At 38.2% G+C, this 18,255-nt stretch carries 21 protein-coding genes; 3 read left to right on the top strand and 18 right to left on the bottom strand.

Annotation, left to right across the window (positions count from 1 at the left end; translation table 11 throughout):
- Position 1: 1 nt before the first annotated feature.
- From ACFQ4A_RS13905 to ACFQ4A_RS13825, 18 genes are all read right to left on the bottom strand, one after another.
- Positions 2-1,837, bottom strand: a complete 1,836-nt coding sequence (locus tag ACFQ4A_RS13905; RefSeq protein ID WP_382401650.1) for a site-specific DNA-methyltransferase — start codon at positions 1,835-1,837, stop codon at positions 2-4.
- Positions 1,838-1,973: 136 nt separating this feature from the next.
- Complete coding sequence (locus tag ACFQ4A_RS13900; RefSeq protein WP_382401648.1) at positions 1,974-4,988, bottom strand: DEAD/DEAH box helicase family protein; 3,015 nt, start codon at positions 4,986-4,988, stop codon at positions 1,974-1,976.
- Between the two features lie 114 nt (positions 4,989-5,102).
- Positions 5,103-5,249: a hypothetical protein gene (locus tag ACFQ4A_RS13895; protein WP_382401646.1), complete on the bottom strand. Its 147-nt coding sequence runs from the start codon at positions 5,247-5,249 to the stop codon at positions 5,103-5,105.
- A 56-nt stretch (positions 5,250-5,305) separates the two neighbouring features.
- A complete protein-coding gene (locus ACFQ4A_RS13890; RefSeq protein WP_382401644.1) occupies positions 5,306-5,743 on the bottom strand; it encodes a hypothetical protein in 438 nt (145 codons plus the stop codon).
- Positions 5,736-6,764 (bottom strand): DUF6094 domain-containing protein, encoded by a 1,029-nt coding sequence (locus tag ACFQ4A_RS13885; RefSeq protein ID WP_382401642.1) that lies wholly within the window; start codon positions 6,762-6,764, stop codon positions 5,736-5,738. Before ACFQ4A_RS13885 ends, ACFQ4A_RS13890 begins: the two co-directional genes overlap by 8 nt.
- A gap of 138 nt (positions 6,765-6,902) precedes the next feature.
- A complete protein-coding gene (locus ACFQ4A_RS13880; RefSeq protein WP_382401640.1) occupies positions 6,903-7,145 on the bottom strand; it encodes a hypothetical protein in 243 nt (80 codons plus the stop codon).
- Positions 7,146-7,164: 19 nt separating this feature from the next.
- Positions 7,165-8,082, bottom strand: coding sequence for a hypothetical protein (locus ACFQ4A_RS13875; protein ID WP_382401638.1), 918 nt, complete (start codon positions 8,080-8,082; stop codon positions 7,165-7,167).
- A gap of 77 nt (positions 8,083-8,159) precedes the next feature.
- Positions 8,160-9,293, bottom strand: a complete 1,134-nt coding sequence (dnaN, locus tag ACFQ4A_RS13870; RefSeq protein WP_382401636.1) for a DNA polymerase III subunit beta — start codon at positions 9,291-9,293, stop codon at positions 8,160-8,162.
- A 123-nt stretch (positions 9,294-9,416) separates the two neighbouring features.
- A complete protein-coding gene (locus ACFQ4A_RS13865) occupies positions 9,417-9,755 on the bottom strand; it encodes a type II toxin-antitoxin system PemK/MazF family toxin (protein ID WP_382401634.1) in 339 nt (112 codons plus the stop codon).
- The gene (locus ACFQ4A_RS13860; RefSeq protein WP_382401632.1) at positions 9,730-9,966 is read right to left on the bottom strand and encodes a hypothetical protein; all 237 of its coding nucleotides are present in this window, start codon (positions 9,964-9,966) and stop codon (positions 9,730-9,732) included. The genes ACFQ4A_RS13865 and ACFQ4A_RS13860 overlap by 26 nt, the downstream gene beginning before the upstream one ends.
- Positions 9,967-10,012: 46 nt before the next feature.
- Positions 10,013-10,951 (bottom strand): DNA methylase N-4/N-6, encoded by a 939-nt coding sequence (locus tag ACFQ4A_RS13855; protein WP_382401630.1) that lies wholly within the window; start codon positions 10,949-10,951, stop codon positions 10,013-10,015.
- A gap of 125 nt (positions 10,952-11,076) precedes the next feature.
- Positions 11,077-11,457, bottom strand: coding sequence for a YgiT-type zinc finger protein (locus tag ACFQ4A_RS13850; protein ID WP_382401629.1), 381 nt, complete (start codon positions 11,455-11,457; stop codon positions 11,077-11,079).
- 161 nt (positions 11,458-11,618) lie between these two features.
- Entirely contained in the window at positions 11,619-12,032 is a 414-nt protein-coding gene (locus ACFQ4A_RS13845; RefSeq protein WP_382401627.1) for a DUF4258 domain-containing protein, read from the bottom strand.
- Positions 12,033-12,132: 100 nt separating this feature from the next.
- Entirely contained in the window at positions 12,133-12,246 is a 114-nt protein-coding gene (locus ACFQ4A_RS18955; RefSeq protein ID WP_449280307.1) for an AbrB/MazE/SpoVT family DNA-binding domain-containing protein, read from the bottom strand.
- A gap of 739 nt (positions 12,247-12,985) precedes the next feature.
- Positions 12,986-14,218, bottom strand: coding sequence for an MFS transporter (locus ACFQ4A_RS13840; protein ID WP_382401625.1), 1,233 nt, complete (start codon positions 14,216-14,218; stop codon positions 12,986-12,988).
- Between the two features lie 17 nt (positions 14,219-14,235).
- Positions 14,236-14,814, bottom strand: coding sequence for a helix-turn-helix domain-containing protein (locus tag ACFQ4A_RS13835; protein WP_382401623.1), 579 nt, complete (start codon positions 14,812-14,814; stop codon positions 14,236-14,238).
- 25 nt (positions 14,815-14,839) lie between these two features.
- On the bottom strand, positions 14,840-15,970 hold the full coding sequence (locus tag ACFQ4A_RS13830) for a radical SAM protein (RefSeq protein WP_382401621.1): 1,131 nt from the start codon (positions 15,968-15,970) through the stop codon (positions 14,840-14,842).
- Positions 15,971-16,361: 391 nt separating this feature from the next.
- The gene (locus ACFQ4A_RS13825) at positions 16,362-16,502 is read right to left on the bottom strand and encodes a hypothetical protein (RefSeq protein WP_382401619.1); all 141 of its coding nucleotides are present in this window, start codon (positions 16,500-16,502) and stop codon (positions 16,362-16,364) included.
- Positions 16,503-16,926: 424 nt separating this feature from the next.
- On the opposite strand from ACFQ4A_RS13825, the gene ACFQ4A_RS13820 reads away from it, so the two are divergent.
- The 3 genes from ACFQ4A_RS13820 (at position 16,927) to ACFQ4A_RS13810 (ending at position 18,174) form a co-directional block, all read left to right on the top strand.
- Entirely contained in the window at positions 16,927-17,463 is a 537-nt protein-coding gene (locus tag ACFQ4A_RS13820) for a DUF2975 domain-containing protein (RefSeq protein WP_382401617.1), read from the top strand.
- Positions 17,464-17,475: 12 nt separating this feature from the next.
- Entirely contained in the window at positions 17,476-17,682 is a 207-nt protein-coding gene (locus tag ACFQ4A_RS13815) for a helix-turn-helix domain-containing protein (protein ID WP_382401615.1), read from the top strand.
- A gap of 273 nt (positions 17,683-17,955) precedes the next feature.
- The gene (locus tag ACFQ4A_RS13810) at positions 17,956-18,174 is read left to right on the top strand and encodes a hypothetical protein (protein ID WP_382401613.1); all 219 of its coding nucleotides are present in this window, start codon (positions 17,956-17,958) and stop codon (positions 18,172-18,174) included.
- Positions 18,175-18,255 lie beyond the last annotated feature (81 nt).

Here is an 18,255-nt window from a genome sequence, read left to right as displayed (position 1 = left end):
CCTACCCCCTAAGCTCCTTATAGTAGTAGTCTGGTATAATATTCACTTTAATATTTTTTTGCTTGAAATACTGTCCTTGTTCGGCACTAAAAAGAACATCGTGTCCCAGGTAAATAGCTCTGCACTTACTGTTCCTATCAGGATTTTGCATAAACGCTTCAAGTTCATCATCCGTTAAAATAATTTCAATTTCCTGATTATCTGTAAAGTTAATACCATTTTCCAATTCAACCAATTCCCGAACGTGCTTCAACAATTCATCTGCATATTCATAGTAAAGTTTTTCTGATATCGGAACAAAATCAATTTTGAAATATTTAAGACTAGCATTAGTTCCTTCTGTAAACCCATCATAGTTTTTGATTCCATTAACTAGTAACTTGTTGTCTTTCATGGTGGTTTTAATGTTGTCGTAATTTTCCTTTTCTTGTTTTTTGATAACCTCAATTTTCTGTAAAAGTTTCTGAGATTGTTTTAATACGGTCATATTTAATTTCTTTTCAAACAAATTAGTGCTTTTTTTACCTTTAAAAGGATAACCGTTAATAATTCTTTTCATTCTTTCATAAGTAACATCCTTACATATATTATTTTCATTGTTGGTGCAAAGTATGAAATTTCTGTTGCCACCATCTTCTTTATTCAGTTCTAACACTGCTTGTCCGGTTGTGCCTGAGCCAGCGAAAAAGTCTAATACAATAGAGTTTGATGTTGTATATAGTTGTAATATCCTTTTAATTAATTTTACTGGTTTAGGGTATGTAAAAACAGAGTTTCCTTCAAATATTTCTTTTAAATTTTTACTTGCTGTTTGTGAGTGATCAACTTCATCATGCTTCCATATTGTCAATGGTGTAATTCCCTCTTTTACTTCTGAAAGGAATTTTTTTAGTCGCGGAACATTATTTCCTGATTTTCCAAACCATATTCTGTTATCTTCATTTAACTCATCAAATCTATCTTTACTAACAACCCAACTTCTTCCGCTTGGTGGACTTAATTTTTTCCCGCTGGGTGTTGTAATTTCATAAACATTTTCTTCGACAGCTGGTCCAACAGTCAAATCTGATGAGGTCCACGGTCCTCTGTAATCATTATCAGGATTTGAGTATCTAGAATCTGAATATTCGTTTCTAGGCAACCCATTTGATTTTGTTAATTCTTTATTTTTAGCTGCATAGCATAATAAATAATCATGGTTCTCTGAAAAGTGCTTTTTTAAATTAACAGGGGAAAATGCTCTTTCCCATATTATTTGCGCTATAAAATTGTTTTCGCCAAACACTTCATTCATAATCATTTTCAAATTTGCTTGCTCATTATCATCAATACTTACAAAAATAATGCCCGTATCAGAAAGTAAATCTTTTGCCAATTTCAAGCGTTTGTACATAAAGGATATCCATTTTGAATGCCGAAATGTATCATTATTGTCCACTTTTTTATCATCATAAACAAATCCTTGTTTCTTTATGTTATAGGGTGGATCAATATATATTAAATCAATTTTACCCGTATGAGTTTTCTTTAGTGTTTGAAGTGTTGCTAAATTATCTCCTTCAATTAAAAAATTCATATCACCATCATTATTAATAAAGAGATCTCTATTTTCTCTGAGGACTGGTGTTTTTTCTTCAAGAATTTCATCTATAGATTCCTTATGTTCCTCAAAAACCAGTCCATATTTTTTCCCATAAACCTCTTTTTCCAATTCGCTTACATAACTCAATAATTGCCGAGCATTTTCATCATCTGATTTTTCTTCGATAAACGATTTTATGCTATTAATGTTTGAAATTAATTCATCCCGTTTTTGTTTTGACAGGTTTATACTCATCATCCACACTCCATATCGCTGTATAGCTTTTCAAAATCATTAGTTTACATGTATTATTATAACATTTTTACCCCACGTTTGAATCTGATATATAAAAAAAGACGATCACTCTAAAAGAGTGATCCGCCTTATTCCTTCAAATCAATTCAAATGCCAACTGTCCATTTGTTTTACTATCCGAGTCGTCATGTTTAATATAATCATCCATGTCGATAACATCCACATTGTCAGACTGTTCTTTTGATACCCCCTCTAATACTGGTTGTTCTGACTGCATTTCCTGCATTGGTGGTAATCCGCACAGTTCTCGTGTTTTATTGGACAGCTGTTCCATTCTTTCTTGTAAGACATCTTTAAAATTCGCTTCATCCACCATTTCCACATGCTCCAATTCCTTGTCAGCCAGTGATTTCCACACATCAGCCAATCCGGAATCGGCAAAACAGTTTGCAAGGTCTGAAGCAAGATTATTCTGTTCATCCTGTGCATAGCCGGAAAGTGGTGATTTATCCATCACACCTTCAACCATCAACGCATGAGAACGCTGCTTCACGAGGTGAAGGAATTGCGACATTTCCTGCGTTCCGTCCGCTACAAGGTAAATGACTTTGCATTCCTTATCCTGTCCCACACGCCATGCTCTGCGGCTAGCTTGCCGGACGGTATTAATTTCATAGTTGAGTTGGTTGAAGATTATCGTTGGCCAAGCCATCAAATCAAGTCCAACCTCAACCAGCTTCATTTGGCAGATGATAACTTTTACACCATCATTCTCAAGCTGTTTTAGCTTCTCAGAACGTTTTAAGGTATTGGATTCATTCAGGATCGTGGCATCAATACCGTGTACCTCCAAAACATATTTTGTACGGTCGTTCATTTCATAGGTACCGGTATAATTGTTGTAGATGACACAACCTCGACCCTGATCCAGCTCTTTCCGAACCGTCTCAACGAGTTTCCGTTCTTTGGCGGTGAAATAATCCTTTGGCAAAGCTTCCGCCTCGAACGTTTCAACGCTCTTTGTTCCTGATTTATCCACCTTTGTAAATGCAACACGTGCCCCAAGTGAAGGGTTATCGGCATAATTAATGGTTGCCGGAATAAATTTCGCAAAAGCCCCTTTACTGCCAGCATGTGCTTTCGTTTTACACGCTTGATGGAGTTCTTCATGAAACACTTTATACTTTGCTTCATGATCATCGTCCAATTTCACAATTTCTGCTTCCTCTTTTAAATTCACCAGTGGCAGGCCAATATCAGGTAAGTCTAAAAAGGCAGTGAAATCCAATAGCTGCACGGTGAGTTGCGGACTAATACCAGCTTCCTCCCGTGGCTGCTGGGCTTTCCGTTTTTTACGAACCACCCAACCATTGTCCTGTTCCTCATGGTTGATAACCGTTTTGATTTTACCGTATCGTCTCGCCCAGGCAACAGCACTGGTACGGTGATCAAACCCTTGTTTAAGTAAGTGATACGGCATGGTCTTCCAAAGGATTTCTTTAATGGATGAAGAAAGTCCGGTTGTTAAAGTTCCGGTCAACAGCAACTGCTTTGGTGCGGCTTGGACTAACTGCCCGAAAGCGTCACCCCGTCCACTGTCCTCAGCCTTTGCCTGATGCACCTCATCACAAATATAAAGGTCAAAAAATCCTTTGATTTTCTTCATAATCAGACTGATGTTCCAACGGTCTTTCATTCGCGTTTCGCCCCGGCTTTTTACAGCAGGACGCCATAATTTAGAGTTACAGCTTGGTTCCTCACCTGTCATTAGGTGATGATTGCATTTCCCAAACTGTTTCGCTTTTTTCTTCCACTTTGGCACGAACGACAAGCCATTAGGATTCAAGCTGTCATAAGCACGCAAATCATCTGGATCAGGTGCTTCCCCTTCGGCAATGTCATCCCATTCCACATGGACATATTCCTCACCATCTTCATCCTTTTTAACAAGGGGCTGATAGCAATCAGGACAATGCCATGTGTATTGGTGTTTTGATCCCCTCACTCGTTTCCAAATGCCAGCAAAGTGCGGCACATGACCGAGTTTTGCCCGGTCTAGTGAGAGAAGATAAAACTCCATGCCTTGTGGCTTATACCCGTTACGGACTTTATCCAGCAGCTTTAAAGCCTGTTCTGTTGAGTTGATAATGGTTACCTTGGCATTTGGTAAGGTTTTTAGTATCTCTTCATATTTCCATTTATTCAGCGTGATAGATGGGGCTGAAATCAGGAACGCAGAACCGCTTTTTCCGTTTTTTATGTTCTCTGCGTGGAAACGGTTGGCCATAGCACAGGCTATGATTGTCTTACCCACGCCCATAGCACCATTGACCATCGTCATGGGATTTCCATCCTGAAAAACATTCCATAAGCCCTGTACGACACCGGCTTGTGATGGAAACGGAACACGTGCCATATCCCCGATAGATGGATGTATAGGTGCTCCTTGCAGATAGCGAGGCTCTTTATTCCGTAGTTTCTTGGCCAGGATTTTCGCATTTTCCGTCAGGTATTCCTTCATCGACATACCGGGATGGAATGTACCGTTCAAATCGCCCTGCTCAATTTTTAAAACACCTTCTGAAATTTTCTCTGTTATGAGAACTTTGACTTGTTTTTCGCTGATGTTCAGCCGAAACATCTTAAAGTCCGGCCAAAGATTTTGAAACGCCTGATTGCGAATAACTTTCAGTTCCCGGATAAACGGGCTGAAAATTGAACTGTATTCTGCCTTCCAGGCGTTCGGCAAACTAAAGCGACGTATAACATGTTCAGCAATCGCTGTTCCCACATCGCCGTCTGTGCACACGATATAGCCTTTTAATGTATCTTCTTCCTCAGCATTGGCAATATCGGATATACCATCAATCGTTGCCTGAGCATGATACACCATACCATGTGCCACATCACCCTGCCCTATCGGTTTTACAAGCATTTTATGATGTTCCCCGGAAAATCCCCGGTATTCATCATGTTCAATTCGCATCGGTCTTCCTTCAACAAAACCGGCTGTCATTGCCCGGACTGCTTCCGGCAACCCAACAAATGATGAAAAAACAAGATGTTCACCGATCTCCGAATCATCATCAATTGCTGCAAGGTGTAGTTTACCGTCAAAGTGTCTTTCGTTTGCGTACATTTTAATATCCATTTAAATGCCATAACCTGAAATAACAGGGAGGGCGCCCCTCCGACTGTTAATTCCAAGTCAGAGGGCTTTGCCTCCTTTGTGTTATTTTCGACTAGCGTTATATTGTTAAATTTTTCATTGGTATAAAACTAAATACCGATTCTTATTCTCTTGTGTTACTGAGAACTTAATATCTAAAATCGTTACATTATGGTTTTGTAACCATTCCCCTAAATTTCCGTAAACAACTGCTATTTTCATTTCTTTGGAATTACCTAGCATTTGTAGTCCTCCTCTTTTGCAGTACTGGTCTTATTTACACAGCCTATATTTAAGGCTCAGACCAATTTAGCCTTCTGCCAAAACCCTTTTTTCTTCATTCCTTTTTCCTTATTTTTTTGCATAATCGTTTCATAACCATTAGTTCCGAAACGTGCTATCTTCTGCTGTCGATCACAAATTGCTGCACCAAGCAAAATATCGCAATCAGTAAGTGGAAAATAATACTTGATATTTCCCCACTTGTCTTTGGCTGCAATCCGTTCCGGACAACAACTCAACACGTTATAACGATAGGCTAAGTGTTGTTTTCCTTTATGATCACTTATCCTAATACTGTTACATACCCCGTAGTCCAGTTTGAGATAAATACTATTTGTGCTATAACTATCGTACCGCTGCACAATAAATCCATCCTCTTTCAAACGGTTGGCGAGGTATCCGGCAATATTTTTAAGTCTACGCTGTTGTTTCCCTTTCCGGCGGTTTCTACTCAAGATCAAAAACCCCCTGTTTGGAAAACACACGGACACGGGACTGGTAATGTTCAGTGATTTCTTCATCTGTGATATTACCTTCATCATCCCTGTTTTCTTTCTCGCTTTTCTTTTTAACAACATCGGATACAAGGAAATGGTCCCCCATATTTCCGCCCCGATCCGTATCAGCCATTGTAGCTACGGAATAATGCATTGGCTTTAATTCCAGGATTGGGCGTTCAAACGAAATATCGAATGACGAGTTATTAAAAACACGTCTTGTTTCCTCAAATATTTCTGAACCAGCCAAATCCTTTGCCAGCTCATAATCGTTCAGTTTGCCGGCACGGAATAATGCCACTGGTTCAGACGGGATTAGCTCATAAGTAATGCCATCTTCCTCATCCAATGTTGGTAATGTGTCCCGATCCCCTTCGGCGATGTCTTTCAGCCATTTTAAATTTTTCTTTTTCGTTGCTACATCAGGTCTGCGGTGACGACCGAACAGAACAACTTGACGAAATCGGCTGTAATTGTCATCCGTGAAGCGATAAACATTCAAGTCGCTGAAACGGGCTGACAACACGCCTGAAGCATCCTTAAGAACATTTTGCGGAATGACATAAATCAGTAGTCCATCCGGTTGTAAGATATTCCGGCTCCGTCCAGTCAGTTTCCGTAGAAAAGTGGTTTCCACTCTTTCAGCAAAACCGTGCTGATATGGCGGATTCAGATACAAAAGCGAATAATGCGGTTCTGTTCGCAGTTGCTCATATCCGTCCCGGATGACATGATCCAGTTCAATAACTGCATCAAAGGCTCTTGATTCCTCCAGCTCTACGCCATAGGACTGTGTGTCAGCCCCTCCGGCTTTCAAATGCTGGTTGATGATACCGAGTGCCTCGCCTGTTCCGCAGCAGGGATCAATTAAATTGATTGGCTCACTGCTGGCCATGGTCAATCGTTCATTAATACGCTTAACTTCATCAATGGGCGTGGGATAGTATCCGCCTTTCGATTCTGACGCAAGTCTTGCCATCTCAACGCCTTGCAAGCATAATGTAGAAGGGATACCCCCTCTACAATAGTGTTACTTGCAGAGGGCTTCCCTCCTTTGTATTTATTAAATTACATGTGCTTTCCTACTTTTATGTGAGCTCTACAATTGGTGTAAATTCTACATTTCTTTTCTTTCATCACAAGTGGTGCAAAATTTGATCCAATTTGGATGTTCGTCGTACATTGGTGTCATTGTTCCGCCACAATGACAAGGTTCACTGTGATCCGGTTCATTGTCCTTATCCTCGTCTTCAACTTCCATATGAAAATTAAGTTCATGTAGAAGGTAGTCCTGATCCAATTTCAAATCAGCTACTTGCGCTTCCAATTTTTTTATTCGTTTTGCTTTTTTAAAAAACATTTTATCAACTCCATTTTTATTATCGTGAATGCAGCCTTTTTAAACGTTCCTGATCGTCTATGATCCGTTCGATATCCTCATCCGTCAGCGTTGCCTCATACTTGTTCATGGACCATCCATCGGGATAAATGTACTTGATGTTCGGATTCATTCGTTCAAGATTTCCGGTTGCACAACCCATATAGTCCAAAATGAGTTTTATCGTCTTTTCGTCTTCTGCTTCACATAAGCAAGCAGTTTCGAAGACGGTAGGCATTAAGCGTTTGAACTCCGGATAAGGGGCGATTGGAACGGTGGATTGTCCAAAAGTCCAATCCTGTCTACCGCAAAAGAAAGCATGGTTACGGAATAAATCTTCCATCTCGTCAAAATCGGTTATTTCCATGACGAGTTCCGCTATTTTCGGAATCACATATTTCTTTTCCCATTTCGAATCAAGGCACTTCATTCGTTTTCCCCTTGATTCTGGAACTTCTAGAAAATGTTTTAACCCCAGTGTTTGGGCTGCCTTTTTATTGATTTCGTGTTTAGCCCGTGACACTTCCTGTCGAACCTTTTTGTTTTGCCAACGAATAGGTGAGGATTTACCGTTCATAACAGGAAGAACATGGTTATACCAGTTGGTGTCCGGTCTGTTCAGAACACGGTTCATCGCTTCCTCATATTCTTTAATGAGTTCATCAGCTGTATGATAATCCAAATATTCATCCGGTATATTAATACCTGAACCAAACTCCTTTTCCGTCCAGCCTCTTTTTTGAAATTCATCCAAATACATGATGAGGTCTTTTGGCATTTCTTCTAAGCGCATGTTATAGGCATTCTGTTTTTCCTTGAATGCCTGTTGCAACTGTTTGAATTTTTCCAATACCTTTTCGTCGGAAAACATTTCAGCATTCGATTCTGTGAAATCAAAATCAAATAAGTCTAGTCCCATTTGATTGCCTTACAAGCGTGTAGAGGATAACCCTCTACAATTACTTGCAGAGGGCGCCCCTCCTTTTCTTGTTTGTTTTAGTAAACTCTTACCGGTAAAATCAGTTGAACGAAATGCGTTTTATTTTCCGGTTTTATAATAAACGGTCTCATGGCGCCATTAAATTCAATGACTACTTTTTCGTCGTCAATCCTTTTGAGTGCATCAATCATGTATTGGGCGTTGAACGAAATTTTGAGTTCTTCACCCTCTGTTTCATCGACGATGATATCTTCTTTGGATTGACCGACTTCACCATTGTTGTGTGATAGCTCAATCGTTTCAAAGATCCCACTATTTTCGTCTGTTATTTCTAACGTGACAACTTTTTGATCTTTATCTGCCAAAACAGTTGAACGTTCCATTGCTGACAGAAAATCCTTTCTGTTGGTTGTTAAACGTGTTTTATGCTCCGCAGGAATCAATCTGTCCGTTTGCGGATAATTACCATCCAACAACCTTGAGAAAACCTGGGCTTTCTCTGTTTGGAATACGATTTGGCTCTCTGTCTGCTTTACATGTACGGTTTCAGCATCACCAATCAGCTTAGGCAGTTTTTGTAACGTTTTTTCCGGAATGGTGACAGGTGATATGTCCCCTTCAACCTGTTCATCCCCGACGACTTTAGAAAGTCTGTGGGAATCGGTTGCCACCATGCCTATACTGCCTTGCTGGTAAAACAAGTTTGCACCGGTCAGGACAGGTCTTGTTTCCGTTTTGGATGTTGCGTATGCAGTCTTTTCGACTAGCTCTTGCAACACCTGCCCTTTAATTGGATAACTGTCACCTTCCACTGTCGGCAGTTTCGGATATTCGTTACCATCCGCACCATTGAGGGTGAACTTCGACTTACCAGATGAAATTTGCATTTGCGTTTCATCGGTTGTGGCAAAAGCAATCAGGTCTTTTGGCATCTTTTGTGCAATGCCTGCTAATTCTTTTGCCGGAAGGATAATGCTCCCTTCCTCGATAATCTCAACCCCTTCTGTTTCATCACTAGGGACGAACGTGCGAATGGACAAGTCCGAATCACTGCCGGTGATGGTTAATCCATCCTGGTTAGCAGCAAGGTGCATTCCCGTTAATGCAGGGACAGGTGTATTTGGATTAATGGCTCCTGAAACCTTTTTAATAGCGTTATTTAATACAGCTTTATTAATTTTGAAATTCATTTAAATCGCTCCCTTTAATATTTTTATTGTAGAAAAAAAGCCGACAGCATACCTATATAAATAGGTAACTATCGGCTTTTAAAAATCAATAAAATAAACGTACTAAGAAAAGTACGTTGGTTTTTAAAATAACTCTCTACATTTTTTTAGGACTTTATTTAAATCAGACTCATTCAAGTCCCCTAACCTTTTAATTAACATCTCTCTACTGATTGTTGTGATTTTAGTGGTTCTTGCTACTGAAGGGCGTTCAAGCCCTGCTGCCCTCCAGTTTTCTAACACTACATCAAATTTATTTCTGTCTTTACGAGAAGTGGTTGGTGCCACAATAACATCAATATCAAGAACAATTTCATTGTTCACAATCACTACAGGTCTAAGTTTACTTTTGTTAATTTCTTTAAAGTAAATTCGTGCCAGCCATACACTTCCTTGCTTAAAGATGTCCGTATTTTTCATCATATACTTCATCCTCTTTATTTAACCAGAAGTGGTAATTCTCGCCGACAACAAGAGCATCTTCATGCCCTTTTAGCCCCAATTGATTGAGAAATTCTATATAATCCTTATGAAACTCCCTTAATTCATCAGTATCCATTTTCTTAATTTCAGATAGAATTTCTGATTTTTTCAATGGAATCACCTCAACACTAGTATAACCCATTTCAGGCATCCATGAACACTCCTTCGTAAAAATTTTATATATGCTGACTTCCTCTTTATGCAGCCACTTTTGAATTGGACTGATAGACACCACGTTTTACTCGGTGAAAATCAGGGTACATTTGCAGGGTCTGACGAATCTTTGCTTTCCAGTTGGTGTTATGAACAGCTTTTTCGCACCCTTGCAAAAGGGAATAAATCTGTTCCAATGTTGCTTTTCCTCCTAAGTGTTCCATAGAGGCTGCAACAAGGTCACGCCATGTCGGAGTGTCCGATTCTGTTAAATTTCTCACCCCTTTTTTTACTGCTGTTATGGGAACAACCCATACTCCCTGTTTACGGAAAACCAGCAAGTGTTCGTGAGAAATACGGATAAAGTTACCGGAATAGGAATTATTGTCACTCAGGCAATGATGTTGTGCCTTAATCATGTGTGATTCCAATTCCCCGTAGTAAGCCATATCCTTGATGATCGAATAATACTTCCCTTTGCGACGTAAATCACCAATCAGGATTGCATGTCGTCCGCCACTTTTTAGAGACGCATAAACCTTTGCATTAACAAGGTTCAGCTTTTGAATAAATTCCTCATAACTAGCACATCGTGACAGGTCATCAGCATGGGGTTTACCCCATTGTGAGCCGGAATAGACGACCATATTGTGATACGGGGGATGTGAGAATACAAACTCACTCGAGACAGGTATATCGTCAGTTAGCGCATTCCAACCGCCGATTTTCCCGTTCAGTTCCCCTGAACGTAGTGCTTGGTGAAAATCTTGGCCAAACCCTTCATTCAGATCCATATGCACGCTGTCCGTATATCCCATTTCACGTGCCACATCGTAACCTGTACCGGAACCGCCAAACAGTTCCGTGAATTGTCCCGGTTGAAAATACTTGAGCAAGTCTTTGATAATATGACCGCTGCAATTTCCCCGATAAGAGGATTTTCCCCAGGGTCCACGATTTTTGTATGAAAGGATACTATCCATTTTTATATGCACTCCCTTTTGGAATAAAAAAAGCCGATTACTCCTACTGGTCGCAGGTGTCATCAGCTTTTTAAAATTCTCCCTTATTCATTTTCATGTTCCCTTTCCAATATAAAACGGATTTTCTACCCGTTTACTACTTGTTGCTCAGGCTCCCTCTTTTCCAACATTTCATCAAAAGATAGATGCATTTCTTCCGGTATTTTATCTCCCGAATTTAGGAGACTTTCAAATACCTGATCCGTTGACTCTTCAACTGCTGCCATGAGTGTTACATCTTCCTCCACTTCACCACATTGTTGACATTTCCACATGGGAATATCGGTTACATGGATAATGCACTCTTGATTGCCATAGATGTAGGGAAATGATTCGGTGTTATGGATGACGGTCATTTCTTCACCACAGCAAACATTCTTTTGCAATGTTGGCTGATAGGCTTCCACAGCTTTCCGGATAAGGACTGCTGTACTTCCACCTAAGAACCCTGCTTTTAAATCAAACATTCGCTTTTCCTCCTTTGTTAACCTTACTTCTGAAACGGTAAAAGAACGAGGATTATTTGATTTCGGTCTGCCTCTTTTCGCCATTTTATTCTTCCTTTCATTTCTTTTACCTTTATTATAATTGTTGCACGACAAAAAATCAAATATTTGCAGTGCAAAAATCAATTACAAAAGCAAACTCTCTCTTGGTAATTACGATCCCATTTCCACGCTTTCGAACGTGGGTCGTAAACTGTAACCACTTTTAATTTCTCTTTATATCCTATAACCACATGAATTGGTCGATAGGAGCCTTTGCCAACTTTGAAATGGTGCAGGATGTGTAATGTCATCCGCTTGGGGCTATATTCGATAACCCAGCCATTTCTCACCGCATTATTAATTTCTGTTGGTGAAAAAGCACGGTATAATTCTCTTTTCCCTCCATGTTTGGACATGCTTAGGGGAGTACCGTTTTCATCCATATCTCGAATGATTTCCTCATGGATTTCTTCACCCTCGAGAATGATTCTTTCTTGCCATTCTTTCCATTGCGTATGCTTTTTATGGCATCCCTCTGGATCTTGACAGCTCATTTTAGTCCTCCTTTCTGAAAACAAAAAAGCCGACTTCATCCCGCAGTACGGGAATCCATCGGCTTTTAAATATTTTCATTATTTTTTAACAATTACGCCTTCAAATTATTTCATTACCTTGTGGTTTTCCCCAATCAACTTCCCCATGTTGATTTTCAGGTGTTATTTGAGCCAACAAATCTTCCAATGTTGGCGTTTCTTTCTTTTGAATCAATTTTATACCACCTTTCACTTTATGTTATATATAAAAAAGCTCACAGTCCTCATACGAGTCCTATCAGCTTTAATCACCTATATTTTGCTTCGTGCCATTAGATACACGTCGCCTTTTAATACATCTGATGTCTGTTTCAACTAACCCGACCCTTGTTATTCGCCGGAGCAAACGCGACTTTTGTGATGGTGTTGCCATTGCCACCAATCCGTTTTCTCTCTAAGTGAGAGTGTACGGAAAACTCTTCCCTATGCAGGGAACTAACATGTCGAATCTCCTTCTAAAACGAAGGTGTGACGACTTTTACTCAAAAGAGTGACTAATAATGAATATACTGATATTTTACTTGAAAAACCCCTCAATTTCAAGGAATGGTGTGAAAAATTGAACGTGTATTTGTATGTATGACGTACTTTTTCACTTAAAACTACTTTTGAATGAAAAGGGCAAAAAATAACCCTCCTACTATTGAGTGAAAATAAAGATCTTTATTTTTGATGGTGAAAAGCCGCATTCTTCCGTTGAAAAATGCAGCAGATTCTAAAAATAGTTCTTTACTTTTTACACCGATCTAAAGCATTACAATGGTCCTTATGGTAATAAAGTGGTTTACTGTTATTCAACAATCGCGTCCTTTAACGAAACAATCTAATTGTTATTTTAAATGAAATATCAAGGTACTATCGTGAGTGTTCCTTTAAACTTTTAAGAACTTCCTTCTTTACTCATCCCAGAATTATTATAAACTATTATGTTCAGAGATTTTCCTCGTATCACCAACATCAATATTATTTTGCTTATGAGAAATCGAAAAACCAATCGTACCGGCCACAAACATTATAATTGAAGCAAATATAAAAATTAAAGATGATGATAAAATATTCATAAGACCACCAGCCGCTAACTGTGAAAGTGGAACGGAACCGAAGGACGCTAAAGAAACAAAGCTCATCGTTCGGCCGAGCCAATCCAATGAAACGGATGAGTGAATTTTGGAAATCAGAATGACATTTGAAATACCGTTAAAGATTCCAACAAAGCACAGAACTGTCAAAACAACGGGTAGCGACTGTATAGCCAGCAATAAAAGCACCAAACCCTGGAGTGCTTGCAAAACATAAAACGAGTGAAGACTTTTGTATCTTTCTTTGATTTTTGGGACAGTGAACATGCCTATTACCGATCCTGTCCCGTATGCCGACATAACCAACCCTAACTGTCCACCCCCTAAATTGAGAGTCTCCTCTGAATAGAGTGGTAATACAACAGTTAATGGACCGACTATTGCAAAGCTGACAAATAAATCAACGACTAACAGATTAAATAACCATTTGACACGCCATATATAACGGAATCCATCTACAAATTCTTGCCAGACGCGGGATTTTAATCCTTTATCTTGTACTTCCTTCTTCACTTTTATAAATAACCCAGAGACACCTGCAAATAGAAAAGTCAAGGCATTAACAAAAAAACCTGCCATTACCCCAGCACTGCCAACTAGTAAACCTGCTAAAGGCGGGCCAATGAGGATAGCGGTTTGAGAAATTGATTGCACCCATGAATTGGCCTTCTCTAATTTTTCTTTTTCAACTATATGGGGAACAATACTATTAAAAGCCGGATAAAACAACCCGCTGGCTAAACCGGATAAAAAAAGCAATACATAAAGAAGTATGAAAGCCATATTCTCAATATATAAGAAATAAAGCAGCACAATTGTTATAAAAAATCTGAATATATCTGTTCCCCACAAGATATGCTTTACATTCAGGCGGTCAACTAACACCCCTCCCCAAATTAGTGAAACGATACGTGGGGCAACTAAAGCTGATTGAGCCAATGCCAACTCAACGCCTCCACCCCCCAATTGTAGAACTAAAAAAACTAAGGCAATCTGTTGGAAACCATCGCCAATGGTTGAAACCGATTGCCCGAAAAAAAACACTGAAAAGTTTTTATTTGAAAACAAAGAATTTCGAAAAACCTTTATGATTCGTCACCCCCATCACTTTTTCGTGGAACAGAAGGATGAAAAAAGTAACTGAATGAAAACGGCTTTAATTCGGTTTCCGAAGAATATTCTCTTTGCTTCGACGTTTCTATAATAGCGTTCATTTCGTCTAAATAATGGCTTATCATCTTTATTTCTTCTTCTGTTAAATCCACAATATGATTACCGACCATTGCTTGAGATAGTGATCCATTATAAAAATTAATACTATCAATCAAATTACGATATGTTTCATGGAAAGTGGATTCAAAAATCATATGTTCATCCGTTTTTGTTAATTCAAAAGAAGGGGAAAGACGAAAAGATCTTGCCGTAGACGTATAGTACTTTTCAACAATATTTCGATTCTGCTCTTCCTTTGTCATTCTAATCAATTCGGCATCCAATAATTGTTTTACATGAAAGAAAACTTTTGCTGGTGTTTCCTTAAGTTCTTCCGCAATGCTCTTATTGGTCATTTCTTGATAAGAAAGCAAGGAAAGTATGCGTTGTCTTAAAGGATGTGATAGTGCATGAAGCTGCTCCGTTGTTTCAATCACCATTTCATATTTCATTGCTGAGCTCTCTCCTTATAATTAATTAGGCATTTGTAAATTGTTTAACAATGCTTTCGGCATGATTCATCGTTTTATATAAGTCGTGACAATAAATGGTTTTCTTATTAAATTGATGCTCTTTGCTGTATCTGGTAGTGATCCTTCCCCCACCGCATTTGTCTACATATTTACACCCTGCGCATTCTGATGGAACCATATCTTCTTTAAGCAGAACACTTTCAAAAAAATTATGCTTACACAAATCATTAAAATCATTGTCAAAAATGGATAGTCCCATATTCGTCATTCTATCTTCACACATTTTAAAGTTATCAGTGGGCTCTATTGATCCATCTGTTTCAACGACAGCTACTCTAATTGGCGAATTTCCAAAGACATCAGATTGTGAATCACCATTTAACGCTGATCGAATTAAACGGTCGGGTAATCGTACAAACACATCTGGATTGTCCTCTTCTAACCAAGCATCGAACACCTCGATTATAAAGTCAGCAAAAGGGGTTTGGTTAGAAAAAGGTTTGTAATCAAACGGCAAATGAACATAGTTGCCTTCCGGCAATAAAAAATCAATCTTTTCAACCCCTAAGTCTCTTAAATGATTATACATTACCCTGCCTGAATAATTTGGATTGATTACTGACAACACACCAATATTTAATCCCCTTAATTTATAGTTTAAAGCTGCTTTTAATCCTTTTACAGCTCGTTTGTAAGTCCCACGCCCTCCTAAATCTACTCGATTCTTATCATTTACTGCTTCGGGACCATCAATGCTAATACCAACATTAACATGATACTTTGCCAATAAGTCTAACCATTCATGGTCAAGCAAAACAGCGTTTGTTTGGATCTTTCTTCTAACGACAACCTTGCTCTCCTCAATTCTATTAATCTCTTCCATCATAAAACAAAAAAGATCCTTTCCCATTAGCAAGGGTTCGCCCCCATGTAAAGAGACATCAATGTATTTTAGGTTATGATCATGTGTATGCTCTATTATTCGGTCAACAGTTTTTTTAATTAAATCCTTACTCATTACCTTTGGCCTGCCTAAATAGGAAGTATCTGCCCCATTAAAATAGTAGCAATAGGTGCAATTCAAATTACATATTGCTGCTGTTTTTATAATAAACGTATCAATATAATTTCGCATAACACACTATCCTTTCTTATTCGTGTTGGAAGGCTGTTGAAAACAGCCTTCCTAGTCTGTCTTCTCGTTACATCGGAATAGTAAAAGTCCAGTCAGTTATCTTGTTGGAATCAGTGTCATTGATTACTTCTTTTTGAATCTTTTTTAGAATCTCCATAAATAAAGCTCCTTTCTTTTAAATATTATTAATTATAATTAATCGATTAATTATAATTAATCATATACAATATACCACATGTTTTTAAGTAAGGCAATATTTTTTTAATTTTTTTGATTACTGTGGCTAGAATAAAGTTTGATTAAAAATAACCAACAAACTCGCTTTTTACGTTAATTCAAAAAACCTGTTTTGAAAAAAATTGATCAAAACAGGTCTTCTCTTTGTGAAATGTTATACAATTTTTTCAATGGTTCCTGTAAAGGTTACTTTTGGCTCATTACCACCTGTTTTGTTGCCATTAGAGGAACTACACGCAGATAATAAGCCGATTAATACAATTGCGAATACAGTAAATTTAATTTTTTTATCCAAAATGGTTCCACCTCATAACATAAAGCTATGTCGCCCAAAATGGCCCTTATCATGACCTGCCAGTCATGACGCATGCAGGAGTATTGACGGGATGGTTTCGGAAAACGTGGTTCCGTCATTCCCATTCTCCGTTGTAAAGTTTGTTAACTATAAGTAATCCTCTGTATTTCACGCTTCAAAGCGCTTATAGCATAGCTTGTCGAACGGCGCCCGATTGTTAAGCTATGTTGGAACAACACTGCAATTATTAGGCTATTTTCAATTTCTTTAGTTATGGAAGATTTCTTTCGAGTCGCCCATCGTTCATTTTTAACACCAGCATACTTTTAATTTTTTTGAATAAGCTATACGTCAGTTAATTTCCTTAAAACAATAATGAATTATTGTTTTAGAATAATTCACAAAAGTAAGGAGGCGATTTTTAATGGATCTTTTTACCAAGATCGTTCTAAAGTTTTTGTCAATTATGTCACTAATCGCTCAAGTATTATCTGCGTTTGCAGGATTTATGCTATTATTTGCGTCTGGAGCTTTATTGTTAGTACCGAACGGAGTCAAAAAACAATTGCTACAGTATGCAGATTTAAATTCAAACACAAACCTATCAGTCTGGTTTTTAGCACTATCTTGCTTAGTTGCGCTAGCAATCATTGCTAGTTTGTTTATCATTATGTATGCTCTACATAAAATAATTGGTAATATTTACGAACAACATTTCTTTGTTTTACAAAATCTTACATACCTCAAACTAATCTTAATCTCAATCACTAGCTTTATCATTTTGGACTTCATTAGTCAGCTGTTTTTTGCACAAGCACATTTGTACAATGTCAGTGACGTTTTTACAGATTCTTGGCCTAGTTTAATAGGAAACATTCTTTTGTTAGCCATCGTTTATACGCTTTATGTGGTTTTTAAATACGGTATATCTTTACAAGACGATTCTAACAGCGTGATTTAGGTGGGAGCTTCTATGATAAAAATTAATTTAGATCGTGTAATGCTAGAAAGAAAAATTTCTTCGAAAGCGTTAGCAGAAAAAATTGGAATAACCCAAGCTAACTTATCAATACTAAAAAAAGGTAAAGCACGTGGTATTCGCTTTGCTACATTAGAAAAAATCTGCCAGGCATTAAATTGTCAACCTGGTGATATACTCGAATATGAAGAAAAAAACTGACATCTAACAATTATTTGATGTCAGTTTTCAACTATTCCGCAATCAAGCCTGATTCTTGGATAGTTAAATCCTGCTTACTATATAATTGTAACAAACTTTATTATAAATTATCGGACTTCATTCAAAATAATCAATCTTTATTATAAATTATCAAACTTTATTTCATTCCATAATCATTACTCAAGTTTATTATACACCCATAATTATAAAAATTTTATTATTGATGCCCCCTTTTACTAAAAACTTTCGATTGTAGGGGTAGGAGGGGATATCATGGAAAAATTCGTTAAAGGACACTTAGTTGGATTTGGATCTGTGAGGGATATGCAGCATTTGGAAGACGATTATTATGGTGAGTTCACAGATGCAGGGATGTCTTCACGAAGGTATACCGCCTTTAAGGATACACCAAGCAAGGAAGAGTGTGATTGGTTGTGTGCAGAGTTGTCAGGAGAGGTTAAAGTGTTTAAAAAGCATAAAGAATTGGATTGAATCAGCAGCAATGAACCAGTATTCAAAACAACTTTTGAAATGCTAAGATAAAAAAAGACCCCTTCCGGATTCCGGAAGGGG

The organism is Lentibacillus salinarum, from assembly GCF_042679865.1.
Lineage (GTDB): Bacteria > Bacillota > Bacilli > Bacillales > Amphibacillaceae > Lentibacillus > Lentibacillus salinarum.
This window is presented reverse-complemented; position numbering and strand designations above follow the sequence as displayed.